Below are 25,904 nucleotides of genomic sequence, written 5' to 3'. Positions count from 1 at the left end.
CGCAGGTGCGGCGGCAGGACGGCTGACGCGCGTGCCTAGCGCTTCGCCTGCCCGGGAATGAAGACGGTGATCGACACCAGCGCGGCCAGCGCCATCAGCGCGTTGAAGGCCAGGCCGACCATGCCGGCCTGGCGCACCGCCAGGTTGTCCTGGCGGCCGGTGAACTCGATCGCCGCGCCGACGGCCTCGAGCCCGGACTGCGCGAGTGCGGTGAAGATCGCCGCCGAGATCGCCACGCCGAACGCGGCGCCCAGCGCCGAGGCCATCTTGTAGATGCCCGAGCCCGCACCGGTCTGCGCGTCCGGCAGGTTGGACAGCGCCGCATCCACCGACGGCGTGGCGTAGAACGCCAGGCCGAGCCCGAACAGCGCGTAGGCCACCACCGCCAGCGCGGTGTATTGCCACTGCAGGGTGTGCGTGGCCATGAGCAGGAGGATGGCGGCCAGCACGATCAGGCTGCCCCAGGCCATCGGCTTGCGCGGGCCGTGGCGCTGCAGCAGTTTTTCGCCCACGCGGATGAAGGCGATGATGGCGACGGCATAGCCGATGGTGAGATAGCCCGTCGTTGCCGCGGACATGCCCGCCGCGCCCTGCAGCACCCACAGCGACACCGCCAGCGCGCCGGCGGTGCCGTTGATCAGGAAGTTGGACAGCGCGGCGCCGGTGAACACCGGGTTGCGGAACAGCCTGAAGTCCACCAGCGGACTGGCCGCGTGCCGCTCGGCGTTGACGAAGACGCCCAGGGCGACGAGGAAGACCGCCAGCAGGGCCCAGGTGACCAGGCTGCCCCAGCCGATCGCCGATCCCTGGGTGACCACGACCAGCAGGGCCGCCAGGCCCACGGCGAGGGAAGCGATGCCCGCCCAGTCGGTCTCCGGATCGCGCCCGGCCGCCGGGGCCGACTCCGGGATCCGCCGCACCAGCGCGATGGACGCCAGCGAGACCAGCGCGCTGATGATGAAGATGGCGCGCCATCCCAGCGCGGTCGAGGCCATGAAGCCGCCGAAGACATTGGTCAGGCCGGAGCCGCCCCAGGACCCGATCGACCACATCGAAATGGCGCGCTGGCGCTCGCGGCCGTCCCAGTAGGTCTTCAGCAGGGCCATGGTCGACGGCATGATCGCGCCGGCGGCCAGGCCCTGCAGCACGCGGCCGGCAAGGATCATCGGAGTGGAGGCGGCGCCGAAGGCGAAGGCGATCAGCAGCGAGCCGGCGATGCCCAGGCCATTGCCCACCAGGACCATCCGCACCCGGCCGTACCTGTCGCCGAAGCCGCCCAGGACCACGGTGAACATTCCCGAGAACAGGGCCGCGAGCGAGATCGCGATGTTCATGACCGGCATCGGCATGCCGAGGTCCGCGGCCATCACCGGCCCGATGTTCATCGTGGTCTGGGCGAACAGCCAGAAGGTGACGACGGCCAGCACGATGCCGAGCAGCGCGGCGTCGTCGCCCTTGAACACGGATGCGTTGCGCTCGCGCGGGGAGTGCAGGCTGGAGCCGGTGCCGGGCGGGAGGGTCTGGCTGGACATCGGAGACTCCGGGACGGCCGCGCGGCCTCCGGCGAGTCTAATCGCCTCGCGCGGCGGTTGATCGACGCCACGACGGTACGATCGCGTTCATGACCATCCACACGGATGGTGCTAGGCTGGCGCTCGCCATCCGAAAGCGACCTCTGCCCATGCCAGATCCACGACCGCGACCCGTCGCCGACAGCGAGAAGATCACCATCAACCTCGGCGTCGTCGACCTCGGGCAGATCGACCTGCTGGTGCAGGAGGGCTTCTACGCCAACCGCACCGATCTGATCCGCACCGCCATCCGCAACCAGCTCACCGTGCATGGCGACGCGCTGCGCAACACCGTGTCGCGCCGCACGCTGGTGATGGGACTGCAGGACTACGGGCGGCGCGAACTCGAGGCCGCGCGCGATGCCGGCGAGCGCCTGCGCATCCAGGCCCTGGGGCTGGTGCGCATCGCCGACGACGTCACGCCCGAGCTCGCGCTGGAAGCCATCGAGTCGATCACCGTGCTCGGCGCGCTGCATGCAAGCCCACGGGTGAAAGCCGCATTGGCCGGCCGCATCCACTGACCAGGAACACCATGAACAACGACACCATGCGCCAGGCGATGCGCCTGATGCAGGCCGGCGACCTGCAGGCCGCGACGCGCACGCTCCAGCACCGGCTCACCGGAGGGGTTGGCCGCGGATCCACGGACACTGCACCGGCCGCGGCTGGCCGCACAGGCGCGGGACCGGACGATTGCATCGAGGGCGAATTCCGGATCGTCGACGACGGGCGTGCGACGGATGCCCCGCAGGCGGGCCCTGCTCCACGGCCGACGCCCGCCCCGCGACCCGGAGCGCCGCGCCCGCCCGCCCGGGGGCGCCGCCGGTTCTCCTGCGAGGCCGGGGAGCTCGACTACCGGCTCCATGTTCCCGACGGGCTCGACACCCGGGGTGCGCCCCTGCTGGTGATGCTGCACGGCTGCACCCAGACGCCGGAAGACTTCGCGCGCGGTACGCGCATGGACGTGCTGGCCGGTGCGCAGGGCTACGTGGTCGCCTGGCCCGCCCAGTCGTCCGCGCGCAACCCGAACCGCTGCTGGAACTGGTTCCGCGGCAGCGACCAGCAGCGCGACAGCGGCGAGCCGGCGATCCTCGCGGCGCTGACCCGCGCACTGGTCGCGACCCGCGGCCTCGACGCCGGGCGCGTGTACGTGGCGGGTCTGTCGGCGGGCGGGGCGATGGCGGCGGTGCTGGCCGATACGCATCCCGAGCTGTACGCCGCCATCGGCGTGCACTCCGGACTGCCCACGGGACTGGCCAGCGACATGCCCTCGGCGTTCGCGGCCATGCGCAAGGGTGGCGCCGGCCGGCGCGTCGCGGCCGCGGGCACCACCGTTCCGGCGATCGTCTTCCACGGTGACGGCGACACCACCGTGCATCCCGACAACGCGCGGGGCGTGGTCGAGCAGAGCCTCGGTGGCCGCCCGGTCGCGGAAGTCCGCTCCACATCGAGCACGCGCGAACAGGCTGCGGGCGCAGGCGGACGAAGCGCGACGCGCACCCTGCATCGCGCCGCCGACGGCCGCGTGCTGGCCGAGCACTGGATGATCCATGGCGCGGGCCACGCCTGGTCGGGTGGCGACGCGGCCGGCACCTACACCGATCCGCATGGGCCGGATGCATCGGCCGGGATGCTGCGCTTCTTCGCCGACTGCCGGCGCGCCGGATGACGCTGCGGAGGCGGTCTGCCAGACTCGTGCGCCTCCGTCCCCGGCGCCGGACCTTCCGCTTCCGATGCTCGCCCACGTCAGCCTGATCGCGTTCCTGGCCGTACTGGCGGCTGCATCCGGCTGCGCCGGCCTGCCGGCGACAGCCGCGCCCGCGCAGGACCGCGCGCTCGTGACCCACGAGACCCGGACCCATCGCACGCACGGCGCCCTGCCGCGCAAGGTCGTGCGCCCCCGCGCAGCGACCGCGGCGCAGGCGCCGCCCGCGGCGGCTCCGGCGTTCGACTACGCCTATACGCCGCCGCGCTCCGCCGGCCTGCAGGACATCCATGCCCGCGTGCGCGACGCCGACCTGTGGCGCCGCCTGCCGGAAGTGCAGGCAATCGACGGGATGTTCGCGCTGCCACGCGCGCTGCGCTACGTCACCGCGGAATGCGGCGAGTTCGGCGCGTTCTACCGTCCGGCCGGGGCCGACGTGGTGCTCTGCTACGAGACCCTGCGCACGCTGTACGAGCGCGGCCTCGAGCAGCAGCGCGCCGGCGCGCTGGGCGCCGACTATCCCAACCGCTACGTGCTCGCCAACGTCCGCTTCATCGTGCTGCACGAGACCGGGCACGCCCTGGTGCACCTGCTCGACCTGCCGGTCACCGGCCGCCAGGAGGATGCGGTCGACCAGCTGGCCGCGATCCTGATGCTGCGTTTCGCCGGCCTCGACGAGACGCCCGACGCGGTCGTGGGCAACCTGCGCATGGCGGCGAACTGGCTGCTTTCTCGCAGCACCGGCGCCTACAACCTGCGCGCCTATGCCGACGAGCATGCGCTGGGCGAGCAGCGCTACTTCAACCTGCAGTGCCTGATCTACGGCACCGACCCCGCGGGCTTCGCCGGCATGGTCGACGCGGGCGACCTCACGCCCGAGCGCGCGCGCGGCTGTCCGCGCGAGACGCGGATGGCCAGCCGCGCCTGGCTGCGCCTGCTGCTGCCGCATCTCGCGCCGGGCCTGGAGCCCTATGAGGAAGAAGCCGCGCGCTACCTGGAGCGGCGCGAAGAGGGCCCGGACGGGGGAGTGTCCGGCTAGAGCGCGGCGACCCTTCCGCGCTGACATCCGCGCGCGCGGGCGGTCACCGGGCGACGCACGGGCGATGCGGCATCATGGGGTCTTGGCCGCTCCGGCGGCATCCCGCCATGAGTGGACCCGCAGCAGATGCGCAAGCTTCCCCCGAATCCCGACGACCTCGGGCGTCTCGACCTCGACGACATCCTCGGCACCATCAACGAGGACGTGCGCCAGCGCTTCGGCGAAGGAAAGGTGGCCGACTACATCCCGATGCTCGCCGAAGTGCCCCTGGACCGCTTCGGCATGGCCCTGGCCATGGTCGATGGCCGGGTGCACGAGGTGGGCGATGCGCGCGAGCGCTTCTCGATCCAGAGCATCTCCAAGGTCTACACGCTGACCCTGGCGCTGGAGGCGATCGGCGATGCGCTGTGGACGCGGGTCGACCGCGAGCCTTCGGGTGATCCGTACAACTCGCTGATCCAGCTCGAGCTCGAGAAGGGCATCCCGCGCAATCCCTTCATGAACGCCGGCGCGCTGGTGACCGCGGACGTGGTGCTGTCGAACTTCGACGACGCCGAACGCACACTGCTGGCGTTCATGCGCGCGCGTTCGGGCAACAGCGAGGTCGGAACCGACGAGGTGGTGGCGAAATCCGAGCGCGAAAGCGGCCACCGCAACGTCGCGCTGGCCAACTTCATCCGCAGCTACGACAACCTGCGCAACGAGGTGCAGGACGTACTCGACTTCTACTACCTGCAGTGCTCGCTGTGCATGGACTGCGTGGACCTGGCGCGCAGCATGCAGTACCTCGCCGACGGTGGCCGCTGCGGCAGCTCCGGCGAGCAGGTGACGACCTCGGAAGGCGCCACCCGCATCAATTCGGTGATGATGACCGCCGGGACCTACGACGCCGCCGGGGACTTCGCGTTCTACGTCGGCCTGCCGGCGAAGAGCGGGGTGGGCGGCGGGATCGTGGCGGTGGTGCCGCGGGTGATGGGCCTCTGCGTCTGGTCGCCGGGCCTGGACGAAAAGGGCAACTCGCTGCTTGGCCGCTATGCGCTGCACCGCTTCACGCGGATGACGGGGCTGTCGGTGTTCTGACCGGCGACCGGGTCACGGAACAGGCTCGGCCGGCGTCATGGAGTGACGGGCCGATGGGGAAGGAGAAGAAGGGAATGCACGCAAGACGCGTACTGCGCGCGAGCGCATGGGCGGTTGCCGCGCTGCTGGGCTTCGTGGTCCTCGCGTACCTGGTGCTGTTGGCAGTGAACTGGAGCGACGAGGCGCCGTCCGCGGACGCGCAGCGGCTCGCCGCACTGGCACACGACCGTCCGGCGCTGGCCGACGCGGCGAACGGATACGTCCACGCGATCACCCTGGCCGGCGACTCGCGCGACACCGATGCGCGCAGCGCGGAGGTCGCGGCGCTGGCCGCGTCCTGCAGCCGCGCCCTGGCGTGCATCGCGGCATCCGAAGCGGATCCCGCGGCGCTTGCGCAGTGGCGCGCGTCGGAGCAGTGGCTGCTGGACGGCTATCGCCGCATGCTCGAGACCGACAGATGGCGGGAAGCCGTTCCGGGCGATGCGTTCACGCCGCTGGCCGACTACCGGCACGCGCTCGGCGGGCAGACGCTGCACCTGCTGGCGGTCCGGGAGAAGGCGCTTGCCGGTGATCCGGCCGCGGTGCGCGAGCTGCTGGAGCGCGACCTGGTGTTCTGGCGCCGGGTGCTCGCCTCGTCGGACCTGCTGCTGACGAAGATGGTCGCAGTCGCCGCGGTCGAGCGGAATCTCGACCACGGCAACCTGGCGCTGCGCGAGCTTGCGCCGGATCTGGTTGCCGCCGCGGTGCCACCGTCCTGGCAGCAGCCGCTGACGACGCAGGAGCGGTCGCTGCTGCGACCACTGGGCGGAGAGTGGGAGATGATCGGTGGCACGCTGCGCAACATGCTGTCACCGGACCCGGCCAAGGGGGGTGCGGGCGAGCGCTGGAGCCGCCGCCTGCAGCGTCCGCTGTTCCATGAGCAGGCCACGCGCAACCTGTTCGCCACGCGGATGGTACGGATGGGCGAGCTGTCGGAGCTGCCGTATCCGGCGCTGGGGCCGGCCGTGGAGGCGCTTGGGACCGAAGCGGCGCCTGTCCGGTTCCGTCCGTACAACCTGCTTGGCACCGTGCTCGAGGCAACCGGACCGGCCACCGTCTATTCCACCTACGCGTCCCGGATCGCCGATCTGGAGGGCCTGCGCCGCGCCACGCTGCTGGTCGCGACGCTGCGCAGCGAGGGCATCGCGCGCGAGCACGCCGCGGCCGCCGTGGCCACCGCCGCGCTTCGCAATCCTTACGACGACACCGCCTTCGTGTGGGATGCTGCCGACGCCGCGGTGCTGTTCCGCGGCCTGCAGCGCGGGGACCGCGAACCGTACGCCGTCCCCTGGTAACCCGAGGACCGCCACCATGCCGACACCCGACAACGCCCGCCTGGACCGTATCGTCGCCGACGCCCGCCGCGCGGCTGAGCAGCGCGGGCACGGTTACCGCGAGCGCGCGCTCAACATGTATCCGTGGATCTGCGGCCGCTGCGCCCGCGAGTTCACCCGCGCCAACCTGCGCGAGCTCACCGTGCACCATCGCAACCACAACCACGACGACAATCCGGCCGACGGCAGCAACTGGGAGCTGTTGTGCCTGTACTGCCACGACAACGAGCACTCGCGCCAGCTCGACCACACCGGCGTCAGCGCGCTCCACGCGGAGGACGCGCCCGCCGCGGCGACGTCCAATCCCTTTGCCGACCTGAAGTCACTGCTCGGCGCGAAGCACAAGGACGGCTAGGCGGCGGTTGCCGACCGCAGGGCGCCGGCTACACCCGGACTGCACCGCGGGCATGGTTGGATGCGGCCCGCCCCAGGAGACCGTGCATGCGCCGCCAACTGCTTCCCCGTGACCTTGGCTTCGATCTGCTCGAGGGCGACGAGACGTCGCTGTTCAAGTGGTTCCTGGCCAGCTTCCTGTTCGGCAACCGCATCTCGCAGGCGATCGCCGCCGGCACCTGGCGGGTCATCGTCGAAACGCACGGCCGCGACACCCCCGGCAGGCTCTGCGAGTGCAGCCATGCCCAGCTGGTGCGGATGCTGGGCGAGGGCGGCTATCGCCGCTACGACGAATCCACTGCCACCCGGCTCGCGCGCTTGTGCCGGACCCTGGTCGACGACTATGACGGGCGCATCCTGGGCATCGCCGAGGCGGCCGGCAGCCGCGAGGAGTTCGAGCGCCGCCTGCTGGAGTTCCGCGGCGTGGGACCGGTGACGCTGGCCATCTTCATGCGCGAGGCCGGGCCGGCGATCTTCGGCCCGGACTGAGCGCGGCGGGCACTTCGTCCCGGCTTCACGCGTGCGCCCGCATGGCTTCACCGCCGGGCATGACGATGGGCCACCATCCGGTCCCGAGGAAGCCGTCATGTCCACCCTCCCGAAGCCCGCACCCGCCCGCCGCGCCAACCGGTTCCGGACCCTGGTCTGGGGCGGTGCGGCCGGGCTCCTGCTGCTGCCGGCCGTCGCGATGCACCTGGACGCGCCGGGCGTGCACTGGACCGGCAGCGACTTCCTGGTGATGGGGCTGCTGCTCGCGGCGGTCTGCGGGCTGTACGAGTTCGCCACCCGGCGCCGCGCCGGCACGGCCTGGCGCGCCGGCTTCGCGCTGGCGCTCGCCGCCGCCTTCCTGACCGTGTCGGTCAATCTGGCGGTGGGCATGCTGGGAGGCGAGGGCGATCCGCTCAACCTGCTGTTCGTCGCCGTGCTGCTGGTGGCGGCCGTCGGCGCCTTGCGCGCGAAGTTCCGCGCGCGCGGCATGGCCCGGGCGATGGCCCTGACCGCGCTGGCGCAGCTGGTGGCCGCGCTGGCCGGGCTGGGCGTCGGGCTGGCGTCGGCCGACGGGGACGCGGGCCGCCTGTCGCTGCTGCGGGAGATCGTGCTGGTGGCCGCCTTCGCGCTTCCGTGGGGCGCGTCGGCGCTGCTGTTCCGCCGGGCCGACGCCCGGCGTCACCTTGTGCCGCATGACTGAGCCGTTCGCGCCGGGCCCTGCCCTTGGGCCCAGCGACAGGCGGGCCAGGCGCTGGCATGCCTTGTGCGTGCAACCCGTGGTTGATGTTGGCAGGGCGCGGGCTGGAGATGGCGATTTCGGTTGGAAACGTGTTCGCGGCCGCGATGGCTGCGTGTCTGGTGGTGGGCTGCGTCCAGGGCATGCCGGGGGGTGGACCCCACGCCGGGGTGCTGGACGGGGCCCAGCCGGTGGCCGCGGTGGCCGAACCGGCCCCGGCCCCGGCTCCGGCCGTTCGCGCTGCCGAGCCGAGCGTTGAACAGGCGCGCCGCACCGCGCTCATGTACCAGCCACAGCCGATGCGCGCGGTCGCCGCCGCGCTGCGCGCGGGGCAGCGGCAGATGCAGCCCGGCAGGAGCGCAGGCGACCGTGCCCTGGCCAGCCCGGCGCGCTCCACCGGCCCCTGAGGCCGGCGGGCACGTCGCCGCGCCCGCGCCGGTAGACTGCACGCTCCTTCGCCACGCCCGGATTCCATGATCAACAACGACGTCCTGCGCAGCCTCCGCTACATGCTCGACCTGGGCGACCAGCACGTGGTCGAACTGGTCCGGCTGGCCGATCCGGACTTTCCGCTGGAGAAGGACGACGTCCGCGCCTTCCTGCTGCGCGAGGAGGAGCCCGGCTACCAGGCCTGCAGCGACGCGGTGCTGGCCCACGTGCTGGACGGCCTGATCGTCCACCTGCGCGGGCGCGACGCGAGCGTTGCGCCGCGGCCGGTGGAAAAGCGCATCAGCAACAACGTGGTGCTGAAGAAGCTGCGGGTGGCGTTCGAACTGAAGGACGTGGACATGCACCAGGTGTTCGCGGATGCCGGCTTCCCGGTGTCCAAGCCGGAGCTGTCGGCGCTATTCCGCCAGCCGGGACACAAGAACTACCGCGCCTGCGGCGACCAGCTGCTGCGGAACTTCCTCAAGGGGCTGACGCTGAGGGTCCGGGGCGGGTGATGCGGTTCCGGGGCGGATCGCGGCTGTAGCCGCTCCTACAGGATTGGGTCGGGGCGGGTGGGGGCGGGCTGGTCCAGGGCGTGGTGGATGAGGACCACGCACTGCGAGGCGAACAGCATGGTCGGGCCGAGGCTGATCTTCTTCGCGCCCATGCGCTCGAGGCCGGGAATCACCTTCTTCGGCATCGGGATGTGGTCGGTCAGCAGGAAGCAGGGGTTGTCGCCAAAGGCCTGGGCGTGGATCGGGGCGCCCTTGCGGTCCATCAGGAACAGCTGGTGGCTGTCGGCCAGCTGCTGCACCAGGCGCTCGAAGCTGAGCGTCTGCACGGTGACGCCGGGCTCCACCGGTCGGGTCTCCTCCTTGCCCATGCCCCTGGACGTGTCCAGCGCGTGGGCGATCCTGGCCAGCAGGGTGCGTTCGTCGAAGCCGCCGATGTCGCGGATGGCGCTGGACTCGAAGCGGATCGTGCGCGAGAAGTCGCGGGTGCTTTCCAGCACCAGGTAGACGACGACGCCGGCCCGGTGGGACTGCGCCACGAAGATGGCGTTCATCAGCGTGTGCGCGAGGATCTCGGCGTGGGCCGCCTGGCCGACGGAGGCCAGCAGCGCCTGGCTGTCGGTCGGGGCCGCCCGCGCGCGCAGGACGAAGGTCCGCATCGCCGTGCTCAGAAGCGTTCGCCAACGGGCAGGTAGCGCCAGGCACCCTCGGGCATCTTGGCCAGCGCGATCCGGCCGATGCGGATGCGCCGGATCGCCACCACGTCCAGGCCGACCTGGGCGCACATGTCGCGCAGCTGGCCGCCCTGCACGCCCTTGATCGCGAAGCGCAGGCGGATCTCGTTCTGCCAGCTGACCTTGCACGGGGGCAGGGCCCGGCCGCCGTAGGACAGGCCGTGCTGGAGCTTCGCCAGGCCCCAGGGTCCGATCTCGCCGCCGACCTCGACCACGAACTCCTGCTCGATGTCGTCGCGGTCCTCGCTCAGCCGCCGCCAGACGCGGCCGTCCTGGGTGAGCACCATCAGGCCGCTGGCCTCGGCGTCGAGCGGCATCAGCGGGGTCAGCCGATGGAAGTGGCGCTGCAGCAGGCGCACGCCCGAGGGATCGTCGGCCCAGCGGCTGGAGGGGTCGACCAGCGCCGCCGCCGGTCGGGCGCCGCTGATGGCGTCGTAGCCGGCCGGCTTGTGCAGCAGGATCGTCGCCGGCTCGCTGGCTTCCTGCCGCGCCGCGGGATCGAGCACCACGGTTTGGTTGGTGACCGGGTGCGCGGGGTTCTCGACCGGCTCACCGTCAACCGTCACCCAGCCGCCCTTGATGTACTGCTCGGCGTCGGCGCGCGAGCAGCCGGTGAGGGCGATGAGGCGTTTCGCCAGCCGAACCGGTTCGACCTCCACGCTCACGCCGGGGCGAACGGCTTGGCGGCGTTCTTGTCGCGCTTTTCCGCCTTTTTCTCCTTGGCGGTCTTCAGCGGTTTCTTCTTGGTCTCTTTCTTCTGGTTCAGGCCCTTGCTCATGCTCGTGCTCCTCGCGCTGGCGCGGGATTGCGGGCGCAATCCACTCTTGCAGTATGCGCCCACCGGGCTGGTTAGACTGCATGGATGCACAGCATCGACGACGCCGGCCACGGCGAATACAAGGTCCCCGGCGGCAAGCTGGTGGTGGTCGACCTGGCGCTGGCCGGGGGACGCATCGCCAGCGTGCAGGTCAGCGGGGACTTCTTCCTCGAACCCGCCAGCGCGCTGGACGCCATCAACGCCGCCCTGGTCGGATTTCCCGCCGATGCCGGCGAGGCCGAGCTCGCCGCCGCCGTGACCGCCGCGCTGGACGCGGACACGCAGCTCTATGGCCTCACGCCCGAGGGCGTGGCGGTGGCGGTGCGGCGCGCGCTGGGCGCAGGCGGGGCGATGCGGTCCGGGCAGGCCGGGGCATGAGCGCCGTGGACCGCAGCGCCTGGCAGGACCACGCCTGGCACCTGGTGCACGCGGGTCCGCAGGCGCCCGCGCTGCACATGGCGCTCGACGACGTGATGCTCGACGAGGTGGCCGCGGGCCGCCGCCCGCCGACGCTGCGGGTCTGGGAATGGGCGGGCCCGGCGGTGGTGATGGGCCGCTTCCAGTCGCTGCGCAACGAGGTCGACGCCGCGGCCGCGGCGCGCCACGGGATCGAGGTGGTGCGGCGGATCAGCGGCGGCGGCGCGATGTTCATCGAGCCGGGCAACACCATCACCTATTCGATCGTCGCGCCGGTGTCCCTGGTCGGGGGCATGTCCTTCGAGCAGGCCTATGCCTTCATGGACGAGTGGGTGATCGAGGCGCTGGCCGGGCTGGGCATCGAGGCCTGGTACCAGCCGCTGAACGACATCACCTCGAAGGCCGGCAAGATCGCCGGCGCCGCCCAGACCCGGCGTCGCGGCGCGGTGCTGCACCACGTCACCATGGCCTACGACATCGACGCGGCGAAGATGTTGGAGGTGCTGCGCGTCGGCCGCGAGAAGCTGTCCGACAAGGGCACCACCAGCGCGGCGAAGCGCGTCGATCCGCTGCGCAGCCAGACCGGCCTGTCGCGCGCGGCGGTGATCGAGCGCATGGTCGACACCTTCCGCCAGCGGCACGGTGGCCTGGTGCGCGACGTGCTGCATCCGGACGAGCTGGGTCGCGCCGAGGCGCTGGCGACGGAGCGCTTCTCGACCGCCGGGTGGACGGCGCTGCTGCCCTAGTGCAGCAGCGAGCAGCCGTCCTGCCGTGCCGCCGCGCCGGCCGCTGACCCGGGGTTCACGATCGAGGCGGCATATGGGATCCAGGCCCGCTGGAGCAGACGCATGACCCACCTTCGCCGCATCACCCTCGTGCTGGTCGCCAGCGTCCTCGCCCTTGCCGGCTGCGCGAGTGGCGGAGACTACGGCTATCCGGACCAGCGCTACCCGGACCAGCAGCGCTACCCGGACCCGCGCTACCCCGACCAGGAGTATCCCGACCAAGGCTATCCCGACCAGGGCGGGCTCCTCGGCACGGTCGAGCGGCTCGATGCCGGCTACGGCCGCATCCTGCTGCTGGTCGACGACCCGCGCAGCGGCCGCAGGCTGCAGCAGGAGGTGCGCTACGACCAGCGCACGCGTCTCTTCTACCAGGGGCGCGAGAGCGCCGTGGAAGGCCTGGAGCGCGGCGACGTGGTGCGGATCGACGCCGCGGCCTCGGGTCGCGAGACCTGGGCGCGCACCATCGAGGTGGTGCGCAACGTCCGCGAAGGCGGCTTTGGCGGCGGCTACGACGGCGGCCAGGCTGACGGGACCGACCTGCGCGGATCGGTCGCCTACGTGGACACGCGTGCCAGGACGATCCGCCTGGACGCGGACGCCCGGGGCTATCGCGGCGGCGTGCAGGTGGCCTATGACGGGCGCACCACGGTCGAATACCAGGGCCGACGCTATCGCCCCGAAGACCTCGAGCGCGGCGACCTGGTGCGCGTGCAGGCGCGGCAGCTGGGCCGCGACCAGTGGCTGGCGGAGCGCATCATCGTCGAGCGCTCGGTGGGCGACTGAGGGCATGCGGGAAGGGCCGGCGTGACAGGAGGCGATGGCGCCGGCGGCGGGCCTGCAGCCGTGCGTGCCGGGCGTCCTGTGCGGCCCGTGCGCGATGGCATCCCGGCCAGCCGGCTGCAGCTTCCGCCCGGGCCATGGGCCACGGTGCTGGAGGCGCTGTGCGCGCGGTTTCCCCGCGTGCCCGCGGCGACCTGGCATGGGCGCTTCGCGCGCGGACGCGTGCTGGACGCCGACGGCCACGCGCTGGCCGCGTCCGCGGCCTTCAGGGCGGGCGCCGAGGTGCACTACTTCCGCGAGGTGGACGACGAGCCTGCGATTTCGTTCGCCGAGTCCATCGTGCATGTCGATGCGCACCTGGTGGTCGCCGACAAGCCGCATTTCCTTCCGGTCGCGCCCACGGGCGCTTGGGTGCGCGAAACCCTGCTGACCCGCCTGGTGCAGCGCCTGGACAACCCGGCGCTGGTGCCGCTGCACCGCCTCGACCGCGAGACCGCCGGGCTGGTGATGTTCTCGGCGGAGCCGGCCAGCCGTGCGCGCTACCAGGCGCTGTTCCGCGAGCGCCGCATCGACAAGGTCTACCACGCGCTGGCGCCGCCGCTTCCGGGCGTCGCCTTCCCGCGCGTGCATCGCAGCCGCCTGGAGCGCGGCGAGCCCTTCTTCCGCATGCGCGAGCTGCCCGACGGGTGCAACAGCGAAACCATGGTCGACGTGCTCGAGCGCGGTGCCGATGCCTGGCTCTACCGCCTGCAGCCGGTGACCGGGCGCAAGCACCAGCTGCGCGTGCACATGGCGGCCCTGGGCGCGCCGATCCTCAATGACCGCCTGTATCCCGACTTGGGCGACCTGGACGCGGACGACCATGCGCGCCCGCTGCAGCTGTTCGCCACGTCGCTCGGCTTCGACGACCCGTTGACCGGCGAGCGCCGTTGCTTCCAGTCGGCTTCCGCGTTGCGGATACCGGAGGCCCTGGCCCGCGTCAGGCCGCGTGCATGCCCCGCGCGCCGACCAGGATCATCCTGACCATGGTCGTGAGCGCGTCGATCTGTTCCTGGTCGCGTTCCGGCGGCAGGTCGATCGCGCTCGCGCCGACGGCGAACACGAGCCGGGTGATGGCACGCGCCACGAGCTCCGGGACATGCAGCGGCCGTGCGGCGGGGTCTGCCGTCCGGGCCAGGTCCACACGCAGTTCCTCCTCGAAGAAGCGCAGCTGCGCGTCCACGGCCTGCTTGTAGGCATCCGAGCCGGCCAAGCCCTCGCGCAGGAGCAGCAGGAGGAATCGGTCGTCGGCGCGCAGCCGGTCGAAGAATGCTTCCACCGATCCGCGCACCACGCCGTGTCCGTTGCTGGCGCGATGGCGCGCCTGGCCGATGACCGCGCGCAGCGAGGTGCCGGCGAGTTCGATCAGCGTCACCGCCAGCTCGTCGATGTCGCGGAAGTGGCGGTAGAAGCTGTTGGGCGCGATGCCCGCCTGCCGGGCCACCTCGCGCAGGCCCAGGGTGGAGACGCTGCGGTTGGGGCCGAGCAGCGCCAGCGCGGCGTTGATCAGGTCCTCGCGGGTGATCGACGGCCGGCGGCCGAGCGGTCGGCGCGTGGCTGGAGCGGAGTGGGGCACGTCGGGACTGCATCGGGCGAAGAGGGCCCATGATCGCGCAATCGGACCGTCGACGCCGCAGAGTCCCGCGCCGGCACGACGCGGTGAATCGGACCTGACCACGGCGGCCGCGACGTCGGTGCGCTCACGTCCTGATCGCAGCGCCGTCGCTAGCGTGGGCGGCCATGAATACCGCCACCCTGTCCCTGCCGGCGCATCCCCGCACCGGCCCGCTGACCCGCAGCTTCCTTGACCACGTCGCCAATCCCGCCTTCCCCTGCGTGGGATCCAAGGCGGCGCTGGCCCGCGACGCCATCGAGACCTTCGAGCTTGGCGCGCTCGGCGACCGGCGCAACGATGTCCCGCTGCTCGACGCGCTGGCGGAGTTCGGCGCCGTGCTGGATGCCTCGGCCGAGGACGACCTGACGGTGCGCGCGTTCGTCGCACTGTTCGACGGCCCCGGCGACACCAGCGAGCAGCGCTTCGAGGCCCTGCTGTGGTCGCAGCTGCAGCGCCTGCATGAGCTGGACGTGTGTCGCGGCGCGCGCTGGTCGTCCGACGTCAGCCGCGATCCAGCCGACCCGCGCTTCAGCCTCAGCCTGGCCGGTCATCCGTTCTTCGTGATCGGGCTGCACGCGGGCGCTTCGCGCACGGCGCGTCGTTTCGAGTCGCCTGCGCTGGTGTTCAACTCGCACCGGCAGTTCGATCGCCTGAAGGGCGACGGCCGCTACGCGAAGATGCAGGCCGCCACCCGCGAGCGCGACATCGCGCTGCAGGGTTCGATCAACCCGAACCTGGCCGACTACGGCGCGGCTTCGGAGGCGCGCCAGTACAGCGGACGCGCCGTCGGCAGCGACTGGACCTGCCCGTTCCGCCCGAAGCCCGCGCGATGAGCGCCGATGCCGCCGGGACCGTGCGCATCCCGCCGTGCTCCGGTCACGCGGTGGAGCTGGCAGCCGGCGATGTGCTGGTGGTGATCGACCCGATGGGCCAGCAGGTCAGCGACCTCACCGCCTTCTGCCGCGACGACCTCGACGAATACCTTTCGTCCGGGCGCTCGATCGACTACGCGTCCAGGCTCTGGCTCAGCACCGGCGACGTGCTGTACTCCAACCGCAGCCGCCCGATGTTCACCATCATCGAGGACACCTGCGGCCGGCACGACTTCACCCTGACGCCGTGCTCGAAGGAGATGTTCGAGAAGCTGTACGGCGAGGAGGTCGGGCGCCCCGGCTGCGAGGGCAACCTGGCCGGCGCGCTGGCGCCCTGGGGTATCGCACGCGACCGCGTGCCGGTGGCCTTCAACATCTTCATGAACGTCACCGTGGACGGGCAGAGCGGGGAAGTGGCCGTGCTGCCGCCGCTCAGCCGCGCCGGTGACCACATCAGCCTGCGCGCGGAAATGCCGCTGGTCGTGGCCATGACGGCGTGCTCGGCCGGCCAGTCGAACAACTTCAGCTACAAGCCGATCGATTTCCGCGTCGAGCGCGGCTGACCGCGGATCAGGCGTCCTGGTAGAGCCGCTGGCAGGTGTCGCACCAGAAGGCGCGGCGCTGGGCCTTGCCGAGATGCTTGCGGTAGCTGAGCCGGGTGCCGTCGCGCGGACAGGTCGATTTCGTGTGCACCTGGTAGTTCTTCTTCAGCACGAAATCCTTCTTCCACCGGTAGAAGTCGAAGCTGTATTCGCGCGCCTGGGTGACGAGCTCGCCCAGCTTGCGCGGCGGCAGGGCGCCGACGGCGCTCTCCGGGTGCACGCGGATCCGGTGCAGCACCTCGTTCTTGATGATGTTGCCCACGCCGGCGAACAGGTCCTGGTCGAGCAGGGCATCGGCCGCGAGCGTCGCGGGCTGGGCACGCAGCTTGCGGCGGGCCGCCCTGGCGTCCCAGGCGGCGTTCATCACGTCGGCGCTCCAGTCGTAATGGGCGTCGAGATCGCCCTCGAGGAAACGCACCGAACACGCGTAGAGGTTGAGCACCTCACCCTTGCTGAATCCCAGCGAGAGCCGGGGCGGGCGGTCGCGCTCCTCGTTGAGGCGCCAGCTGCCGAACAGCAGGAAGTGGATGCGCAGGCTGAAGCCCTTGAACTCCAGCAGGAAGTGCTTGCCCCAGCTGCGCACGGCCAGGACCTTCTGCCCCTGCATGCGCGCGATGTCCTGCGTGCTGTTGCCCGACACCCGCAGCACCTTGCGGCCCGTGAGGCCGGCGGCGGCCTCGCGCAGGATGACGATGGAAGGACCTTCGGGCATGCCGCGAGTATCGGCGCGGCCATCATGAGGCGGGCGTCAAAGCCGGCGTGGCACCCGCTCTGCACGCGGTGCGGACGGCCGGCGGTCCATGCTCGCCCGACCCCACCCTGGAGATCCCTACATGCTCGGACGACTGATCAAATTTGGCGTACTGGCCGGCGCCGGTTACGCGGCCTGGAAGACCATGGCGAAGCGACCCGCGCGGGTCGGCAGCGGCTTCTTCGAACAGGCGCTGCAGTCCGGCGTGGCCGATGTCGCGGCGGCGCGCTCGGCGCAGCTGCGTGGTGCCTCGGCCGACGTGCGCGCGTTCGCCCAGCAGCTCGAGCACGACCACGGCGAGCACAACAGCGAGCTGGCGCAGGCGTCCGGCCTCCAACTCCCCGAGCCCGACGCCCGGCAGGCCGACGCGCTGCATGCGCTGGACCAGCTGCAGGGCGAAGCCTACGACCGCGCCTGGCTCCAGCACATGGCCAAGTGCCATCGCGATTCCATCCGCGCCTACGAACGCGAGGTTTCGCAGGGCGGCGCCGGTGGCCCGCTCGCCGAGGACGTGCTGCCGAAGCTGCGCGCTCACGCCGAACGGCTTGCGGAGCTGCAGTCCACCGCGTCGGGCAAGGGCACGTCGGGTACGGAGGCGTCCGCGGATGCGGCGGGTTCGACGGGAGGCGAAGAGGGCGCCGCGTCGACCGGCGGTCCCCGCGCGACGATCTAGGCGCTTTCTACGGTGAAACGGTCAGGCCCTGCCAAGGGGCCTGACCCGCAGCGGCGAGTGTTGCCGCGTAGCGTCGGAGAGGTGGTCCGGAGGTCCCATGGACGCTCCGCGATCGATTGGCACGTCCCCTGCTTCCAAGGATGACCGCACGCCAGGAAGGCAGCACGCCGACCGTGCATCATCCATTGAAGGGGACACCATGAAGAACACCAGGCAGGCCGCAGCGACGGTCGCCCTGATCGCATGCGCCATCGGCGGCGCCGCGACGGCACACGCGCAGACCCGGCCGCTCGAGGGCTGGAAGCCGCCGGTCCAGCGCGAAGCCGACCCGGCCAAGCGCATTCCGCCGGTGTCGACGCCGGCACCGGTCGCGCGTGATGCGACGGCACCGCAGGCCTTGGACGCCGCGGCGCCGCGCGCCTCCGCCACGGGCAACCCGCCGGCCGCGCCGATCATCCACGCCTACGAGATCCCGGCACCCGCGCCTGCACCGGAGGCACGCCAGGCCCATGACGAAAGCCGTGGCGGATTCTTCATTGGCGCCAAGGGCGGCCGTGGCTGGGTCTACGACGACGTCGACCAGTCGGCACGCGAACTCAATGCCGGATACCGCTGGCAGGCCGGTTCGGTGACCCTGATCGGCATCGAGCTGGCCCGCGGCGAACTCGGCGCGAAGACCGAGGACGGCTTCTTTGTGGACGACGTCGACTATGCGAGCATCGGCGTCAACGCGCGCTTCAACTTCGGGCGGACCAGCCCGGTCTATGCCCTGGTCCGCGCCGGCTACTGGGCCGCGGAAGAGAAGGGCGACGACGCCATGGACGTCGACGGCGGCTACTTCGGCCTGGGCCTGGGCGTGGACGTCAACCGCCACGTCAACCTCGGCCTGACGTACACCAACTACGTCTACTTCGACAGCTACTACTGGGACGCGGGCTACTACGAGGTCAACCGCGCGGACACCCTGATGCTGGGCGCCGAAGTCCGCTTCTGAGTCCAGGCGGCGCACCCGGAACCGGGTGCGCCGTTCCGCTGCACGACCGTGCGCGAACGGGATCAGGCCGCGGTCAGCCGCGCCAGGAAGACCAGCAGCGTGGCCAACAGCAGCATCATGAAATAGACGTAGCCGACCACCAGGTACTTGAGCAGGGTCAGCCACCACGCCTGCCGGTACACGCGTTTCTGCATCAGCAGCAGGTAGATCGGCATCCAGGCCATCACCGCCGCGAAGCAGGCGCCGAGGGCGAAGCTTCCCAGGGTCGACGAGACCCAGCTGTTGGCGGCCGCGAGCATGAACGCCAGCGTCAGCATGATCAGCAGGAAGACGTGGCTGTACAGCGCCACCACCAGGTGCTCGAGGTAGACCCGGCCGCTGAAAAGGTAGGCGATGCGCAGCAGCACGGTGAACACCGGCACCAGCAGGAACAGCGCCGATGGCGCCGAGGCCATCATCGCCTTCAGCCAGCTGTCGGCGGTGCCCGCCCCCAGCGACTGCATGTTCTTCTCGAGGTTGCCCAGCTTTCGATTCAGCCAGTCGTTGGCGAACCCGGGCCACCAGCCGACGATGAAGGGATTGTCCTGCGGGTGCCACTCGCCCCGGTGACCGAGGATGTTGAGCTGCAGACGCGCGGGGCGCACCGATGGCGGAAGCGCGTCATCGACCGAAGCGGCGGCGGGCGGCTTGCCTTCCAGCTCGCGGATGCGGTTCGCGGCGGCGCTCTGGACGCGCACCTCGGCCATCACCAGCGCCGGGTCGACACCCGGGGTCTCCCCCGCATCGACGCGCGCCTGCTCGATGCCGGCGACCAGCGCGTCGCGTACGCGCTCCACCTCGGCGGGCGTCCGCGCATTGGCGATGTCTGCCACCGCGTCGGGGTCCACGCCACCGTCCTCGACGTGGATGACGACCGCGCCGATGAAGAAGGTCAGCACGCTCAGCACCACGAACAGCCGCAGCGGCGCGATATAGCGCGCGCGGTGGCCGGCCAGGTAGTTGATCGCCACCTTGCCGGGCGACCAGAGGTCGCGCAGGGTGCGGAACAGGCGGCCGTCGAGGTGCCAGAACGCTTCGAAGAACTCCTCGACGGCGTGGCCGAGGTGCCGGATGGGGTTGTGCACCGACTGGCCGCAGGCATGGCAGAAGACGCCATGCAGGGTGGCCGCGCAGTTCTCGCACTGGCTGGGCACGTCATGCGCGACCGCACCGGCTGCCTGCTTGCTCACGTTCGCTCGTCCCCGGGGCCGTGATCTGGGCGGGGCGTAACGATAGCGGTGGGCGCACCCGGGCGCCAGCGTCGGGTGCGCCGTGGGGGCCGGCGAGGGTGCCGTCCCGCGAGGGTCAGGCGCTCTGCGGCGTATCGATCAGCGGCGTCAGGTCGAAGCCCTGCGCCCGGGCGATGGCGAGGTAGTGCTCGCGGGTGGCGGGTTCGATCCGCGGCGTGCGCGCGAGCAGCCACAGGTACTTGCGGTCCGGGCTGCCGACCAGGGCCACGCTGTAGTCCGGCTCGAGGCCGATGATCCAGTAGTCGCCCTTGGTGAAGGGGATCCAGCGCAGGCCTTCGGGCAGGAAGCTCACCTCCAGGCGGCTTGCACTGTCGTCGAGCGCCGTGGCCTCGCCCAGCGCCTCGTCGACCTCGCCGCGACGGCGCATGCGGTTGCAGACCTCGACCTTGCCATCCGCCTTGAGCGAGTAGGTCGCGGTGATGTCGGTCGCGTCCTCCGGCTCGTGGCGCATCGGCAGCCGCGCGATCTCGTACCACGTGCCCATGTAGCGCTCGATGTCGACCTTGGGAACGGTGGCGAGTCCGGGATGCGTGCTCATGGGTGGTCCTTCGTGTTCGAACGTGGGCTGGCAGCTTAGGTCCGCCAGAGTGAACACGCTGTCCAGCGCGGGGCGACCGTCCGCTGCACGTACACTCGGCGGATCGGGAACCAGGACCGGACATGCACAGACGCGCTTTCATCGGCCACATGGCGCTTGCCGGCCTGCTGCTGCCGCTCGCTGGCGGCCGTGGCGCCATGGCGGCGGGGCAGGAGCGGCTGCTGCCACGCGCGCTGCGCGAGGGCGACACCGTCGCCCTGGTCAGTCCGTCGTCGGCCACCGATGACCGCCTCAACCTGCAGCTTTCGCGGGACGTCATGGAGGCGCTCGGCTTCCGGGTGAAGACCGGGGCGCACCACGCGTCGCGCCGCGGCCACCTGGCCGGCAGCGACGCCGCGCGCGCCGGCGACATCAATGCCGCGTTCGCCGACCCCGAGGTGCGCGCGGTCGTCGCCGTGCGCGGCGGCTCCGGCGCCGCGCGCCTGCTGCCCCTGCTCGATTACGATGCGATCCGCGCCAACCCCAAGGTGCTGCTGGGCTATTCCGACATCACCGCGCTGCACAGCGGCATCCATGCGCGCACCGGACTGGTGACCTTCCACGGACCCAATGGCACCGGCAGCTGGAACGCCTTCAATGCCGACCAGTTCCGCCGCCTGTTCTTCCAGCGCGAGCTGATGCACTACCGCAACCGGGTGGAGGCGGGCGACGAGCTGGTGCCACGCCGCAACCGCACGCTGACCATCACCGGCGGCCGCGCGCAGGGCCAGCTGGTGGGCGGCAACCTGGCGGTGCTGACGGCGCTGGCCGGATCGCCCTACCTGCCGGACTTCCGCGGCAAGGTGCTGTTCCTCGAGGACGTGTCCGAAGCGCCGTACCGGATCGACCGGATGTTCAGCACGCTCCGGCTGATGGGCGCGCTGGACGGACTGGCCGGCTTCATCTTCGGCGAGTGCACCGACTGCGATCCGGGAGACGGCTACGGTTCGCTGACGCTCGACGAGATCCTGGACGACTACATCCGCCCGCTGGGCATTCCGGCCTACCGCGGCGCGATGATCGGGCACATCCGCGAACAGTTCATCGTGCCGGTGGGCGGGCAGGTCGAGATGGATGCCGACGACGGGAGCTTCCGGCTGCTGGGGCCGGTCTTCCAGGACTGAGCCGGCCGCGCTAGCCTGAGGTCCCGCGCCCGAAGGATCCGCCATGGCGATCACCTGTCCGCGCCGCCTGCCCATGCTGGCGCTCGTCTCACTGCTGCTGGCCGTCGGCGGCTGCGGCGGCGTAGGCACCATCGCGTTCGACAGCCCCGCGACCCAGGCCAGCGGAACCGCCGCCGCGACGCTGGGCTCGCCGGCGTTTGCAGACGGGCAGCCGATTCCGGCGCGCCACAGCGCCTACGCCGATGACGTCTCGCTGCCGCTGTCATGGGTGCCGGTCGACGGCGCGGTGTCGTATGCGCTGCTGATGGAAGACCCCGACGCCGACCGTCCCGAGCCTTATGTCCACTGGGTGGCATGGAACATCCCGGCCGGCGCCACCGCGCTGCCCGAAGGGCTGGCCGCCGACGCGCGCCTGGCCGATCCGGCCGGCATGCGCCAGGGCCTGAACGACCGCGGCACCGTGGGCTACTTCGGGCCAAGGCCGCCGGAGGGCAGCGGCCTGCACCATTACCAGCTGCAGCTCTTCGCGCTCGATGCGACGCTGGAGCTTGCCGACGACGCCGACCGCGCCGCCCTGGTGGACGCCATGCGCGGCCATGTCCTGGCCAAGGCGAAGCTGGTGGGCACCTACGCCGCGCCGGGCGGCTGACGCGGGCTCAGCCCCGGGGCGCCGCGACCGCGGTGACTTCCTCGATGACCGAGTAGTGGGAGATGCGCGCACCGTCCCAGTGGTAGTGCAGGTGCGGACCCTGGCGCGCGGGCGAGACCAGGTCGGGGTAGAACACCGCCACGCACTGGCCGCCGTCGCGCCGCGCGCTGTCGTAGACGATGCCGTCGCTGCCGGCCTCGCGCAGCGTGCGCGCCGCGGCCTGGCTCGCCGCGTACGCATCGGGATCGTGCAGCGCGGGCCATCCGCCGCGGATGTCGTGCAGCCGCCCGGTGACGTCGGCCAGGTAGCAGCGCATCTGCAGCACGCAGGGTGGTTCGCCGGTGTGGCGCAGGAACGCCTGGCGGTGATGGATGGTTTCGGCGATGGCGGTATCGCGCTCGCGTGCCGCGTAGTACACGCCCCAGCTGCCGTCCGAGAAGCGCGAACCGTCCGGGTTGGCGTGCAGGAAGGCGGCCATCACCGGGGTGGTGCCGGGCCCGCTGATGCGGCGCCCGCGCGGCACCATGGAGAGGTCGCCGAGCTCCTGGCGCAGGCGCGGGTTGGTCAGGCCCTCGATCTCGAACAGCGCATCGAGGTCGGCCGGCGACGCGATGCGGTCGAACAGGCCCACGGGCGGGAAGCGGCTGGGCACGATCCGGTAGCTCGGGCGCCATGCCACGCGGGCGCGGCCGATGCCGCGCGGCGCGCTCATCCGCGCTGTGCGTCGAGGTACCGGCGCACGCTGTAGAGGTCGGCAACCTGCCCGGCGAGCATGCGCTCGAGCGCGCTCTGGCCGCCGAAGAGCGGGGCGTCGTTGGCCCGCCTGACCCAGGCGTCGGCCTGGCTCGGCTCGGGGAACAGGATCTGCAGCGCCTTCCAGATGCCCAGCAGGTAGCTGATCCGCTCCAGCGTGTCCTGCCACAGCGCACCGTCGAGATCGCGCTTCCAGCGGAAGAACGTCGAACGCCCCGGGTTACCGAGGAGCACGCGCTCCTGGTCGGCGGTGAGCTCCCAGCGGCGGGTGATGTTGAAGAAGGCGCGCAGCGCCGGTCCGGTCAGGTCCCGGCGCGGGGCGCAGGCAGGCAGTGCGACGGCGGCTTTCATGGCTCGAATCTAGTCCCGATCGGGACCAAAGTCAAGGCGAATGGTGCTCCGGGGACTCCCGGTGCCGGGGAACCGCTGGCCACGGTTTAGCATCCACGCCCATGTCCATCGTCCTCACCGATTTCGCCCGCGCGCGGCTGTTTCCGCGCGAACCACGGCGCAACACCATCCAGGACTGCACCCCTGCGCAGTTCGAACGCCATCTCAACGACGTCGCGCCGCTGCAGGTGCTCGAGGGTTACGCGCCGTTCTGCCGGCTGCACGTGCACCGCAACTGGACCTCGACGCGGTGCCTCGCGGTTCCGGTCACCGACGCCAACCGCCACCTGCTGCGTTCGGCCTACGAGGCGCGCACCCGCGAGGAGCTGCCGGTGCTGGTGCGCTGGTTCGAAGGCCTCGAGCCGCCGGTCGCCGACTACCTGGTGGTGATCCTCTACAGCCGCGAGCAGATGGCGAAGGAAGGCACGCCGATCGATGCCGACTGGGGCGTGGTCGGCTGCATGTACACCGCCGAGCCGGTGGAAACGCCGATGGCCCCGATCACCATGATGCGCAACGCGCTGGGCGTGGAGGAGGGCGGCTCGGGCGTGCCGATCGACCGCGATGCCTACCGCCGCGCCGTCGCGTTCTGGGACGCGCACGCCAACTGGCGCGGCTGACCAGCCCCATTGGCACGTCGCGCCCAAGCGGGGGAGCGAGTGCCCCCGATGGCTACTGGCGCAGGTCGCTGGCTTCACGGGCGCTGTCGACGCCTTCCATGCAGTCGCGCAGCGCCTGCTCCTGCAGGCCGGCGCAGCGCGCATCGGGGTTGGCGCTGTCGGCCGGACGCGAGGCGTCGCCGGCCGTACCGGCCGGCTGGATCTCGGTGTCGGCTGCGCGCGATTCGTCGGGCGCATCGGTCACGCGGCGGTCGCAGGCGCCGAGCGCGAGCAGCAGGCAGGCGGCAGCCAGCAGGGACAGCGGGAAGCGGGCGTTCATCGGGAATCTCCGGCGGATCAGTGGCGGCGCCACGTGGATCCCGAGCCTGCGCGTGCGTGCGTGAAGCGGGCGCGCCCGTGTGACCGCGGCGCGCGGGCTCGGCTACCCTGCAGCGTCCATCACAGCGGGGAAGCGCGATGCACGAGGCGACGTGGTCCAGGCGGCAGGTGCTGGCAACGCTGGCCGCGGCCGCCGCCAGCGCGGCCCTTCCACGCGCCCGCGCGCGGCCGCCGGCAGCCGGGACAGTCGGGGTGGCCGGGGCAGGCGATGCGGGCGATGCGGGCCTGCTGCTGCGCGACGTGCGCCTGGTCGACGGCAGCGGCGCGCCGGCACGCGCCACCGACGTGCTGGTACGCGGTGACGCGATCGCCGGCACCGGACGGATCCCGGCGCGCGATGCGCGCGGGCTGCGCGTGGTCGAGGGCGGCGGCCGCGTGCTCGCGCCGGGCTTCATCGACCTGCACACCCACGGCGATCCGCTCGAGTCCGCGTTCACGCCCTTCCTGGCGATGGGCGTGACCACGGTGGTGCTGGGCCAGGACGGCGGCAGTCCCGCGCTGGCCGGCGCAGGGCGGGAGGCCGGCAGCCTGCCCGCGTGGATGGACGCGGTCGCCGCCGCCACGCCCGACATCAATATCGCCACCCTGTCGGGCCACGGCGCGCTGCGCCGCCGGGCCGGGATCGACGACGGGACGCGCAGGCCTTCGGACGCGGAGCTCGAACGGCTGCAGGCGGTGCTCGAGGTCGACCTGCGTGCCGGCGCCTTCGGCCTGTCGACGGGACTCGAATACGTGCCTGGCCGCTATGCGGAGATGCGCGAACTGGCGGCGCTGGGCCCGGTGGTCGCGCGCTTGGACGGCGTGGCGATGAGCCATATGCGCTCCGAGGACGCCGACGACGTGCGCGCGTCGATCCGCGAACTCGTGGAGGCGGCGGGCCCGGCACGCGCGCACGTCTCGCACCTGAAGATGGTCTATGGCCAGGGCGAAGCCGCCGCCGTGGAGCTGCTGGCCTTCCTGCAGGGACTTCGCGGCCGGGGCAATAGCCCCACCGCCGACGCCTACCCGTACGAGGCCAGCTACACCGGCATCGCCATCCTGTTCCCGGAATGGGCGCTGCCGCCGAACGACTATGCGGCGGTCGTCGCGGCGCGCGGCGACGCGCTGCGCGCGCACCTGCAGGCGCGGATGGAGAAGCGCAATGGCCCCGGCGCACTTCTCTTCGGCACCGGCCCGCACGCCGGACGCCGCCTGGACCAGGTCGCGGAGGCCGAGGGTCGTCCCTTCGTCGACGTGCTGGTCGATCTCGGCCCCGGCGGCGGCCAGGCGGCACATTTCGTCATGGACCGCACCCTGCAGGACCGGCTGCTGCTCGAGCCCTTCGTCGCCATCGCCAGCGACGGCTCGCCCGGCGGCAGCCATCCGCGGGGCGCCGGCACGTTCGCGAAGTGGATCGGGGAGTTCGCCGCGGCGGATGCGCGGGTGCCGCTGGAGGAAGCGGTGCGCAAGGCCACCTCGCTGCCGGCGTCGATCCTGGGACTGCGCGACCGCGGGCTGGTGCGCATCGGCGCGAAAGCCGACCTCGTCCTGTTCGATCCGGGCCGCGTGCAGGCCCGTGCCGATTACATCGATCCCACGGCGCTGGCCGAAGGCTTCGACCTGGTGCTGGTGAACGGCCGGCCCGCCTTCGGGGCCGGCACGGCCGGCGTGCGTGCCGGCCGGCTGCTGCGCAGGGGCCACCAGGTCGCGGGTGCCTGAGGCGCCGCGCGCGACGCGCT

General features: G+C 71.7%; 32 protein-coding genes. 22 read left to right on the top strand and 10 right to left on the bottom strand.

Annotated features, from left to right (window positions below):
• Nucleotides 1–35: 35 nt before the first annotated feature.
• The gene (locus tag JG616_RS08760) at nucleotides 36–1,532 is read right to left on the bottom strand and encodes an MFS transporter (protein WP_199361787.1); all 1,497 of its coding nucleotides are present in this window, start codon (nucleotides 1,530–1,532) and stop codon (nucleotides 36–38) included.
• Nucleotides 1,533–1,681: 149 nt separating this feature from the next.
• Here JG616_RS08760 and JG616_RS08755 point away from each other — a divergent pair, with 149 nt between their 5' ends.
• The 10 genes from JG616_RS08755 (at nucleotide 1,682) to JG616_RS08710 (ending at nucleotide 9,330) form a co-directional block, all read left to right on the top strand.
• The gene (locus JG616_RS08755; protein WP_199361788.1) at nucleotides 1,682–2,092 is read left to right on the top strand and encodes a hypothetical protein; all 411 of its coding nucleotides are present in this window, start codon (nucleotides 1,682–1,684) and stop codon (nucleotides 2,090–2,092) included.
• An 11-nt stretch (nucleotides 2,093–2,103) separates the two neighbouring features.
• Nucleotides 2,104–3,240, top strand: coding sequence for a PHB depolymerase family esterase (locus JG616_RS08750; protein ID WP_199392346.1), 1,137 nt, complete (start codon nucleotides 2,104–2,106; stop codon nucleotides 3,238–3,240).
• Nucleotides 3,241–3,304: 64 nt separating this feature from the next.
• The gene (locus tag JG616_RS08745; protein WP_199392345.1) at nucleotides 3,305–4,315 is read left to right on the top strand and encodes a DUF4344 domain-containing metallopeptidase; all 1,011 of its coding nucleotides are present in this window, start codon (nucleotides 3,305–3,307) and stop codon (nucleotides 4,313–4,315) included.
• Nucleotides 4,316–4,441: 126 nt separating this feature from the next.
• On the top strand, nucleotides 4,442–5,395 hold the full coding sequence (locus JG616_RS08740; protein WP_199392344.1) for a glutaminase: 954 nt from the start codon (nucleotides 4,442–4,444) through the stop codon (nucleotides 5,393–5,395).
• Between the two features lie 74 nt (nucleotides 5,396–5,469).
• Entirely contained in the window at nucleotides 5,470–6,729 is a 1,260-nt protein-coding gene (locus tag JG616_RS08735; protein WP_199392343.1) for a hypothetical protein, read from the top strand.
• Between the two features lie 16 nt (nucleotides 6,730–6,745).
• Nucleotides 6,746–7,123, top strand: a complete 378-nt coding sequence (locus JG616_RS08730; protein ID WP_199361793.1) for a YajD family HNH nuclease — start codon at nucleotides 6,746–6,748, stop codon at nucleotides 7,121–7,123.
• An 86-nt stretch (nucleotides 7,124–7,209) separates the two neighbouring features.
• Nucleotides 7,210–7,650 (top strand): DNA methylase, encoded by a 441-nt coding sequence (locus JG616_RS08725; RefSeq protein WP_199361794.1) that lies wholly within the window; start codon nucleotides 7,210–7,212, stop codon nucleotides 7,648–7,650.
• Nucleotides 7,651–7,747: 97 nt separating this feature from the next.
• Entirely contained in the window at nucleotides 7,748–8,350 is a 603-nt protein-coding gene (locus JG616_RS08720; protein ID WP_199361795.1) for a hypothetical protein, read from the top strand.
• Nucleotides 8,351–8,457: 107 nt separating this feature from the next.
• Entirely contained in the window at nucleotides 8,458–8,793 is a 336-nt protein-coding gene (locus tag JG616_RS08715; RefSeq protein ID WP_199392342.1) for a hypothetical protein, read from the top strand.
• A gap of 66 nt (nucleotides 8,794–8,859) precedes the next feature.
• Nucleotides 8,860–9,330 (top strand): DUF1456 family protein, encoded by a 471-nt coding sequence (locus JG616_RS08710; protein WP_199392341.1) that lies wholly within the window; start codon nucleotides 8,860–8,862, stop codon nucleotides 9,328–9,330.
• Nucleotides 9,331–9,365: 35 nt separating this feature from the next.
• Here the strand turns inward: JG616_RS08710 and trmY are convergent, their stop codons facing one another.
• Together trmY and JG616_RS08700 are read right to left on the bottom strand one after the other, a co-directional pair.
• Nucleotides 9,366–9,986: a tRNA (pseudouridine(54)-N(1))-methyltransferase TrmY gene (gene trmY / locus JG616_RS08705; RefSeq protein WP_199392340.1), complete on the bottom strand. Its 621-nt coding sequence runs from the start codon at nucleotides 9,984–9,986 to the stop codon at nucleotides 9,366–9,368.
• A gap of 8 nt (nucleotides 9,987–9,994) precedes the next feature.
• Nucleotides 9,995–10,720, bottom strand: a complete 726-nt coding sequence (locus JG616_RS08700) for an rRNA pseudouridine synthase (RefSeq protein WP_199392510.1) — start codon at nucleotides 10,718–10,720, stop codon at nucleotides 9,995–9,997.
• A gap of 203 nt (nucleotides 10,721–10,923) precedes the next feature.
• On the opposite strand from JG616_RS08700, the gene JG616_RS08695 reads away from it, so the two are divergent.
• From JG616_RS08695 to JG616_RS08680, 4 genes are all read left to right on the top strand, one after another.
• Nucleotides 10,924–11,256 (top strand): biotin--protein ligase, encoded by a 333-nt coding sequence (locus JG616_RS08695; RefSeq protein ID WP_199392339.1) that lies wholly within the window; start codon nucleotides 10,924–10,926, stop codon nucleotides 11,254–11,256.
• Complete coding sequence (locus JG616_RS08690; protein ID WP_207748980.1) at nucleotides 11,253–12,041, top strand: biotin/lipoate A/B protein ligase family protein; 789 nt, start codon at nucleotides 11,253–11,255, stop codon at nucleotides 12,039–12,041. Before JG616_RS08695 ends, JG616_RS08690 begins: the two co-directional genes overlap by 4 nt.
• A gap of 102 nt (nucleotides 12,042–12,143) precedes the next feature.
• Nucleotides 12,144–12,863 (top strand): DUF5666 domain-containing protein, encoded by a 720-nt coding sequence (locus JG616_RS08685; RefSeq protein ID WP_199392338.1) that lies wholly within the window; start codon nucleotides 12,144–12,146, stop codon nucleotides 12,861–12,863.
• Between the two features lie 87 nt (nucleotides 12,864–12,950).
• Complete coding sequence (locus tag JG616_RS08680) at nucleotides 12,951–13,883, top strand: pseudouridine synthase (protein WP_199392337.1); 933 nt, start codon at nucleotides 12,951–12,953, stop codon at nucleotides 13,881–13,883.
• Here the strand turns inward: JG616_RS08680 and fabR are convergent.
• Nucleotides 13,840–14,475, bottom strand: a complete 636-nt coding sequence (fabR, locus tag JG616_RS08675) for an HTH-type transcriptional repressor FabR (protein WP_199392336.1) — start codon at nucleotides 14,473–14,475, stop codon at nucleotides 13,840–13,842. The genes JG616_RS08680 and fabR overlap by 44 nt on opposite strands.
• A gap of 164 nt (nucleotides 14,476–14,639) precedes the next feature.
• Here fabR and gntA point away from each other — a divergent pair, with 164 nt between their 5' ends.
• Both gntA and JG616_RS08665 read left to right on the top strand, forming a co-directional pair.
• Complete coding sequence (gene gntA / locus JG616_RS08670; RefSeq protein ID WP_199392335.1) at nucleotides 14,640–15,347, top strand: guanitoxin biosynthesis heme-dependent pre-guanitoxin N-hydroxylase GntA; 708 nt, start codon at nucleotides 14,640–14,642, stop codon at nucleotides 15,345–15,347.
• Nucleotides 15,344–15,949 carry an urea carboxylase-associated family protein gene (locus JG616_RS08665; protein WP_199392334.1) on the top strand — a complete coding sequence of 202 codons (606 nt, stop codon included), beginning with the start codon at nucleotides 15,344–15,346 and terminating at the stop codon, nucleotides 15,947–15,949. Before gntA ends, JG616_RS08665 begins: the two co-directional genes overlap by 4 nt.
• A 7-nt stretch (nucleotides 15,950–15,956) precedes the next feature.
• On the opposite strand, the gene JG616_RS08660 is transcribed toward JG616_RS08665, so the two are convergent.
• Entirely contained in the window at nucleotides 15,957–16,700 is a 744-nt protein-coding gene (locus JG616_RS08660; RefSeq protein WP_199392333.1) for a DNA-formamidopyrimidine glycosylase family protein, read from the bottom strand.
• Between the two features lie 121 nt (nucleotides 16,701–16,821).
• Here JG616_RS08660 and JG616_RS08655 point away from each other — a divergent pair, with 121 nt between their 5' ends.
• Both JG616_RS08655 and JG616_RS08650 read left to right on the top strand, forming a co-directional pair.
• Nucleotides 16,822–17,412 (top strand): DUF4142 domain-containing protein, encoded by a 591-nt coding sequence (locus JG616_RS08655; protein WP_199392332.1) that lies wholly within the window; start codon nucleotides 16,822–16,824, stop codon nucleotides 17,410–17,412.
• A 199-nt stretch (nucleotides 17,413–17,611) separates the two neighbouring features.
• Nucleotides 17,612–18,406: an outer membrane beta-barrel protein gene (locus JG616_RS08650; protein WP_199392331.1), complete on the top strand. Its 795-nt coding sequence runs from the start codon at nucleotides 17,612–17,614 to the stop codon at nucleotides 18,404–18,406.
• 62 nt (nucleotides 18,407–18,468) lie between these two features.
• Here JG616_RS08650 and JG616_RS08645 read toward each other — a convergent pair whose 3' ends face one another.
• Together JG616_RS08645 and JG616_RS08640 are read right to left on the bottom strand one after the other, a co-directional pair.
• On the bottom strand, nucleotides 18,469–19,635 hold the full coding sequence (locus JG616_RS08645; RefSeq protein WP_199392330.1) for a DUF3667 domain-containing protein: 1,167 nt from the start codon (nucleotides 19,633–19,635) through the stop codon (nucleotides 18,469–18,471).
• A 115-nt stretch (nucleotides 19,636–19,750) separates the two neighbouring features.
• Complete coding sequence (locus JG616_RS08640) at nucleotides 19,751–20,233, bottom strand: lipocalin family protein (RefSeq protein WP_199392329.1); 483 nt, start codon at nucleotides 20,231–20,233, stop codon at nucleotides 19,751–19,753.
• A 122-nt stretch (nucleotides 20,234–20,355) separates the two neighbouring features.
• On the opposite strand from JG616_RS08640, the gene JG616_RS08635 reads away from it, so the two are divergent.
• Nucleotides 20,356–21,396 carry an LD-carboxypeptidase gene (locus JG616_RS08635; RefSeq protein WP_199392328.1) on the top strand — a complete coding sequence of 347 codons (1,041 nt, stop codon included), beginning with the start codon at nucleotides 20,356–20,358 and terminating at the stop codon, nucleotides 21,394–21,396.
• A gap of 43 nt (nucleotides 21,397–21,439) precedes the next feature.
• Entirely contained in the window at nucleotides 21,440–22,045 is a 606-nt protein-coding gene (locus JG616_RS08630; RefSeq protein ID WP_199361812.1) for a YbhB/YbcL family Raf kinase inhibitor-like protein, read from the top strand.
• A gap of 7 nt (nucleotides 22,046–22,052) precedes the next feature.
• Here the strand turns inward: JG616_RS08630 and JG616_RS08625 are convergent, their stop codons facing one another.
• Nucleotides 22,053–22,757, bottom strand: coding sequence for an RES family NAD+ phosphorylase (locus JG616_RS08625; RefSeq protein ID WP_199361813.1), 705 nt, complete (start codon nucleotides 22,755–22,757; stop codon nucleotides 22,053–22,055).
• Nucleotides 22,754–23,149 carry an MbcA/ParS/Xre antitoxin family protein gene (locus tag JG616_RS08620; protein WP_199392327.1) on the bottom strand — a complete coding sequence of 132 codons (396 nt, stop codon included), beginning with the start codon at nucleotides 23,147–23,149 and terminating at the stop codon, nucleotides 22,754–22,756. Before JG616_RS08620 ends, JG616_RS08625 begins: the two co-directional genes overlap by 4 nt.
• 101 nt (nucleotides 23,150–23,250) lie before the next feature.
• Here JG616_RS08620 and JG616_RS08615 point away from each other — a divergent pair, with 101 nt between their 5' ends.
• Nucleotides 23,251–23,808 (top strand): DUF3228 family protein, encoded by a 558-nt coding sequence (locus JG616_RS08615; RefSeq protein WP_199361815.1) that lies wholly within the window; start codon nucleotides 23,251–23,253, stop codon nucleotides 23,806–23,808.
• A 52-nt stretch (nucleotides 23,809–23,860) separates the two neighbouring features.
• On the opposite strand, the gene JG616_RS08610 is transcribed toward JG616_RS08615, so the two are convergent.
• Nucleotides 23,861–24,127, bottom strand: coding sequence for a hypothetical protein (locus JG616_RS08610; protein ID WP_199361816.1), 267 nt, complete (start codon nucleotides 24,125–24,127; stop codon nucleotides 23,861–23,863).
• 137 nt (nucleotides 24,128–24,264) lie between these two features.
• Here JG616_RS08610 and JG616_RS08605 point away from each other — a divergent pair, with 137 nt between their 5' ends.
• Nucleotides 24,265–25,884, top strand: a complete 1,620-nt coding sequence (locus JG616_RS08605; protein WP_199392326.1) for an amidohydrolase family protein — start codon at nucleotides 24,265–24,267, stop codon at nucleotides 25,882–25,884.
• Nucleotides 25,885–25,904: the final 20 nt, after the last annotated feature.

Origin of the sequence: Luteimonas sp. MC1895 (genome assembly GCF_016457215.1) — a bacterium.
Classification (GTDB): Bacteria; Pseudomonadota; Gammaproteobacteria; order Xanthomonadales; family Xanthomonadaceae; genus Luteimonas.
Note: the sequence above shows the minus strand (reverse complement) of the source record. Positions and strands in the feature narration are given on the sequence as shown.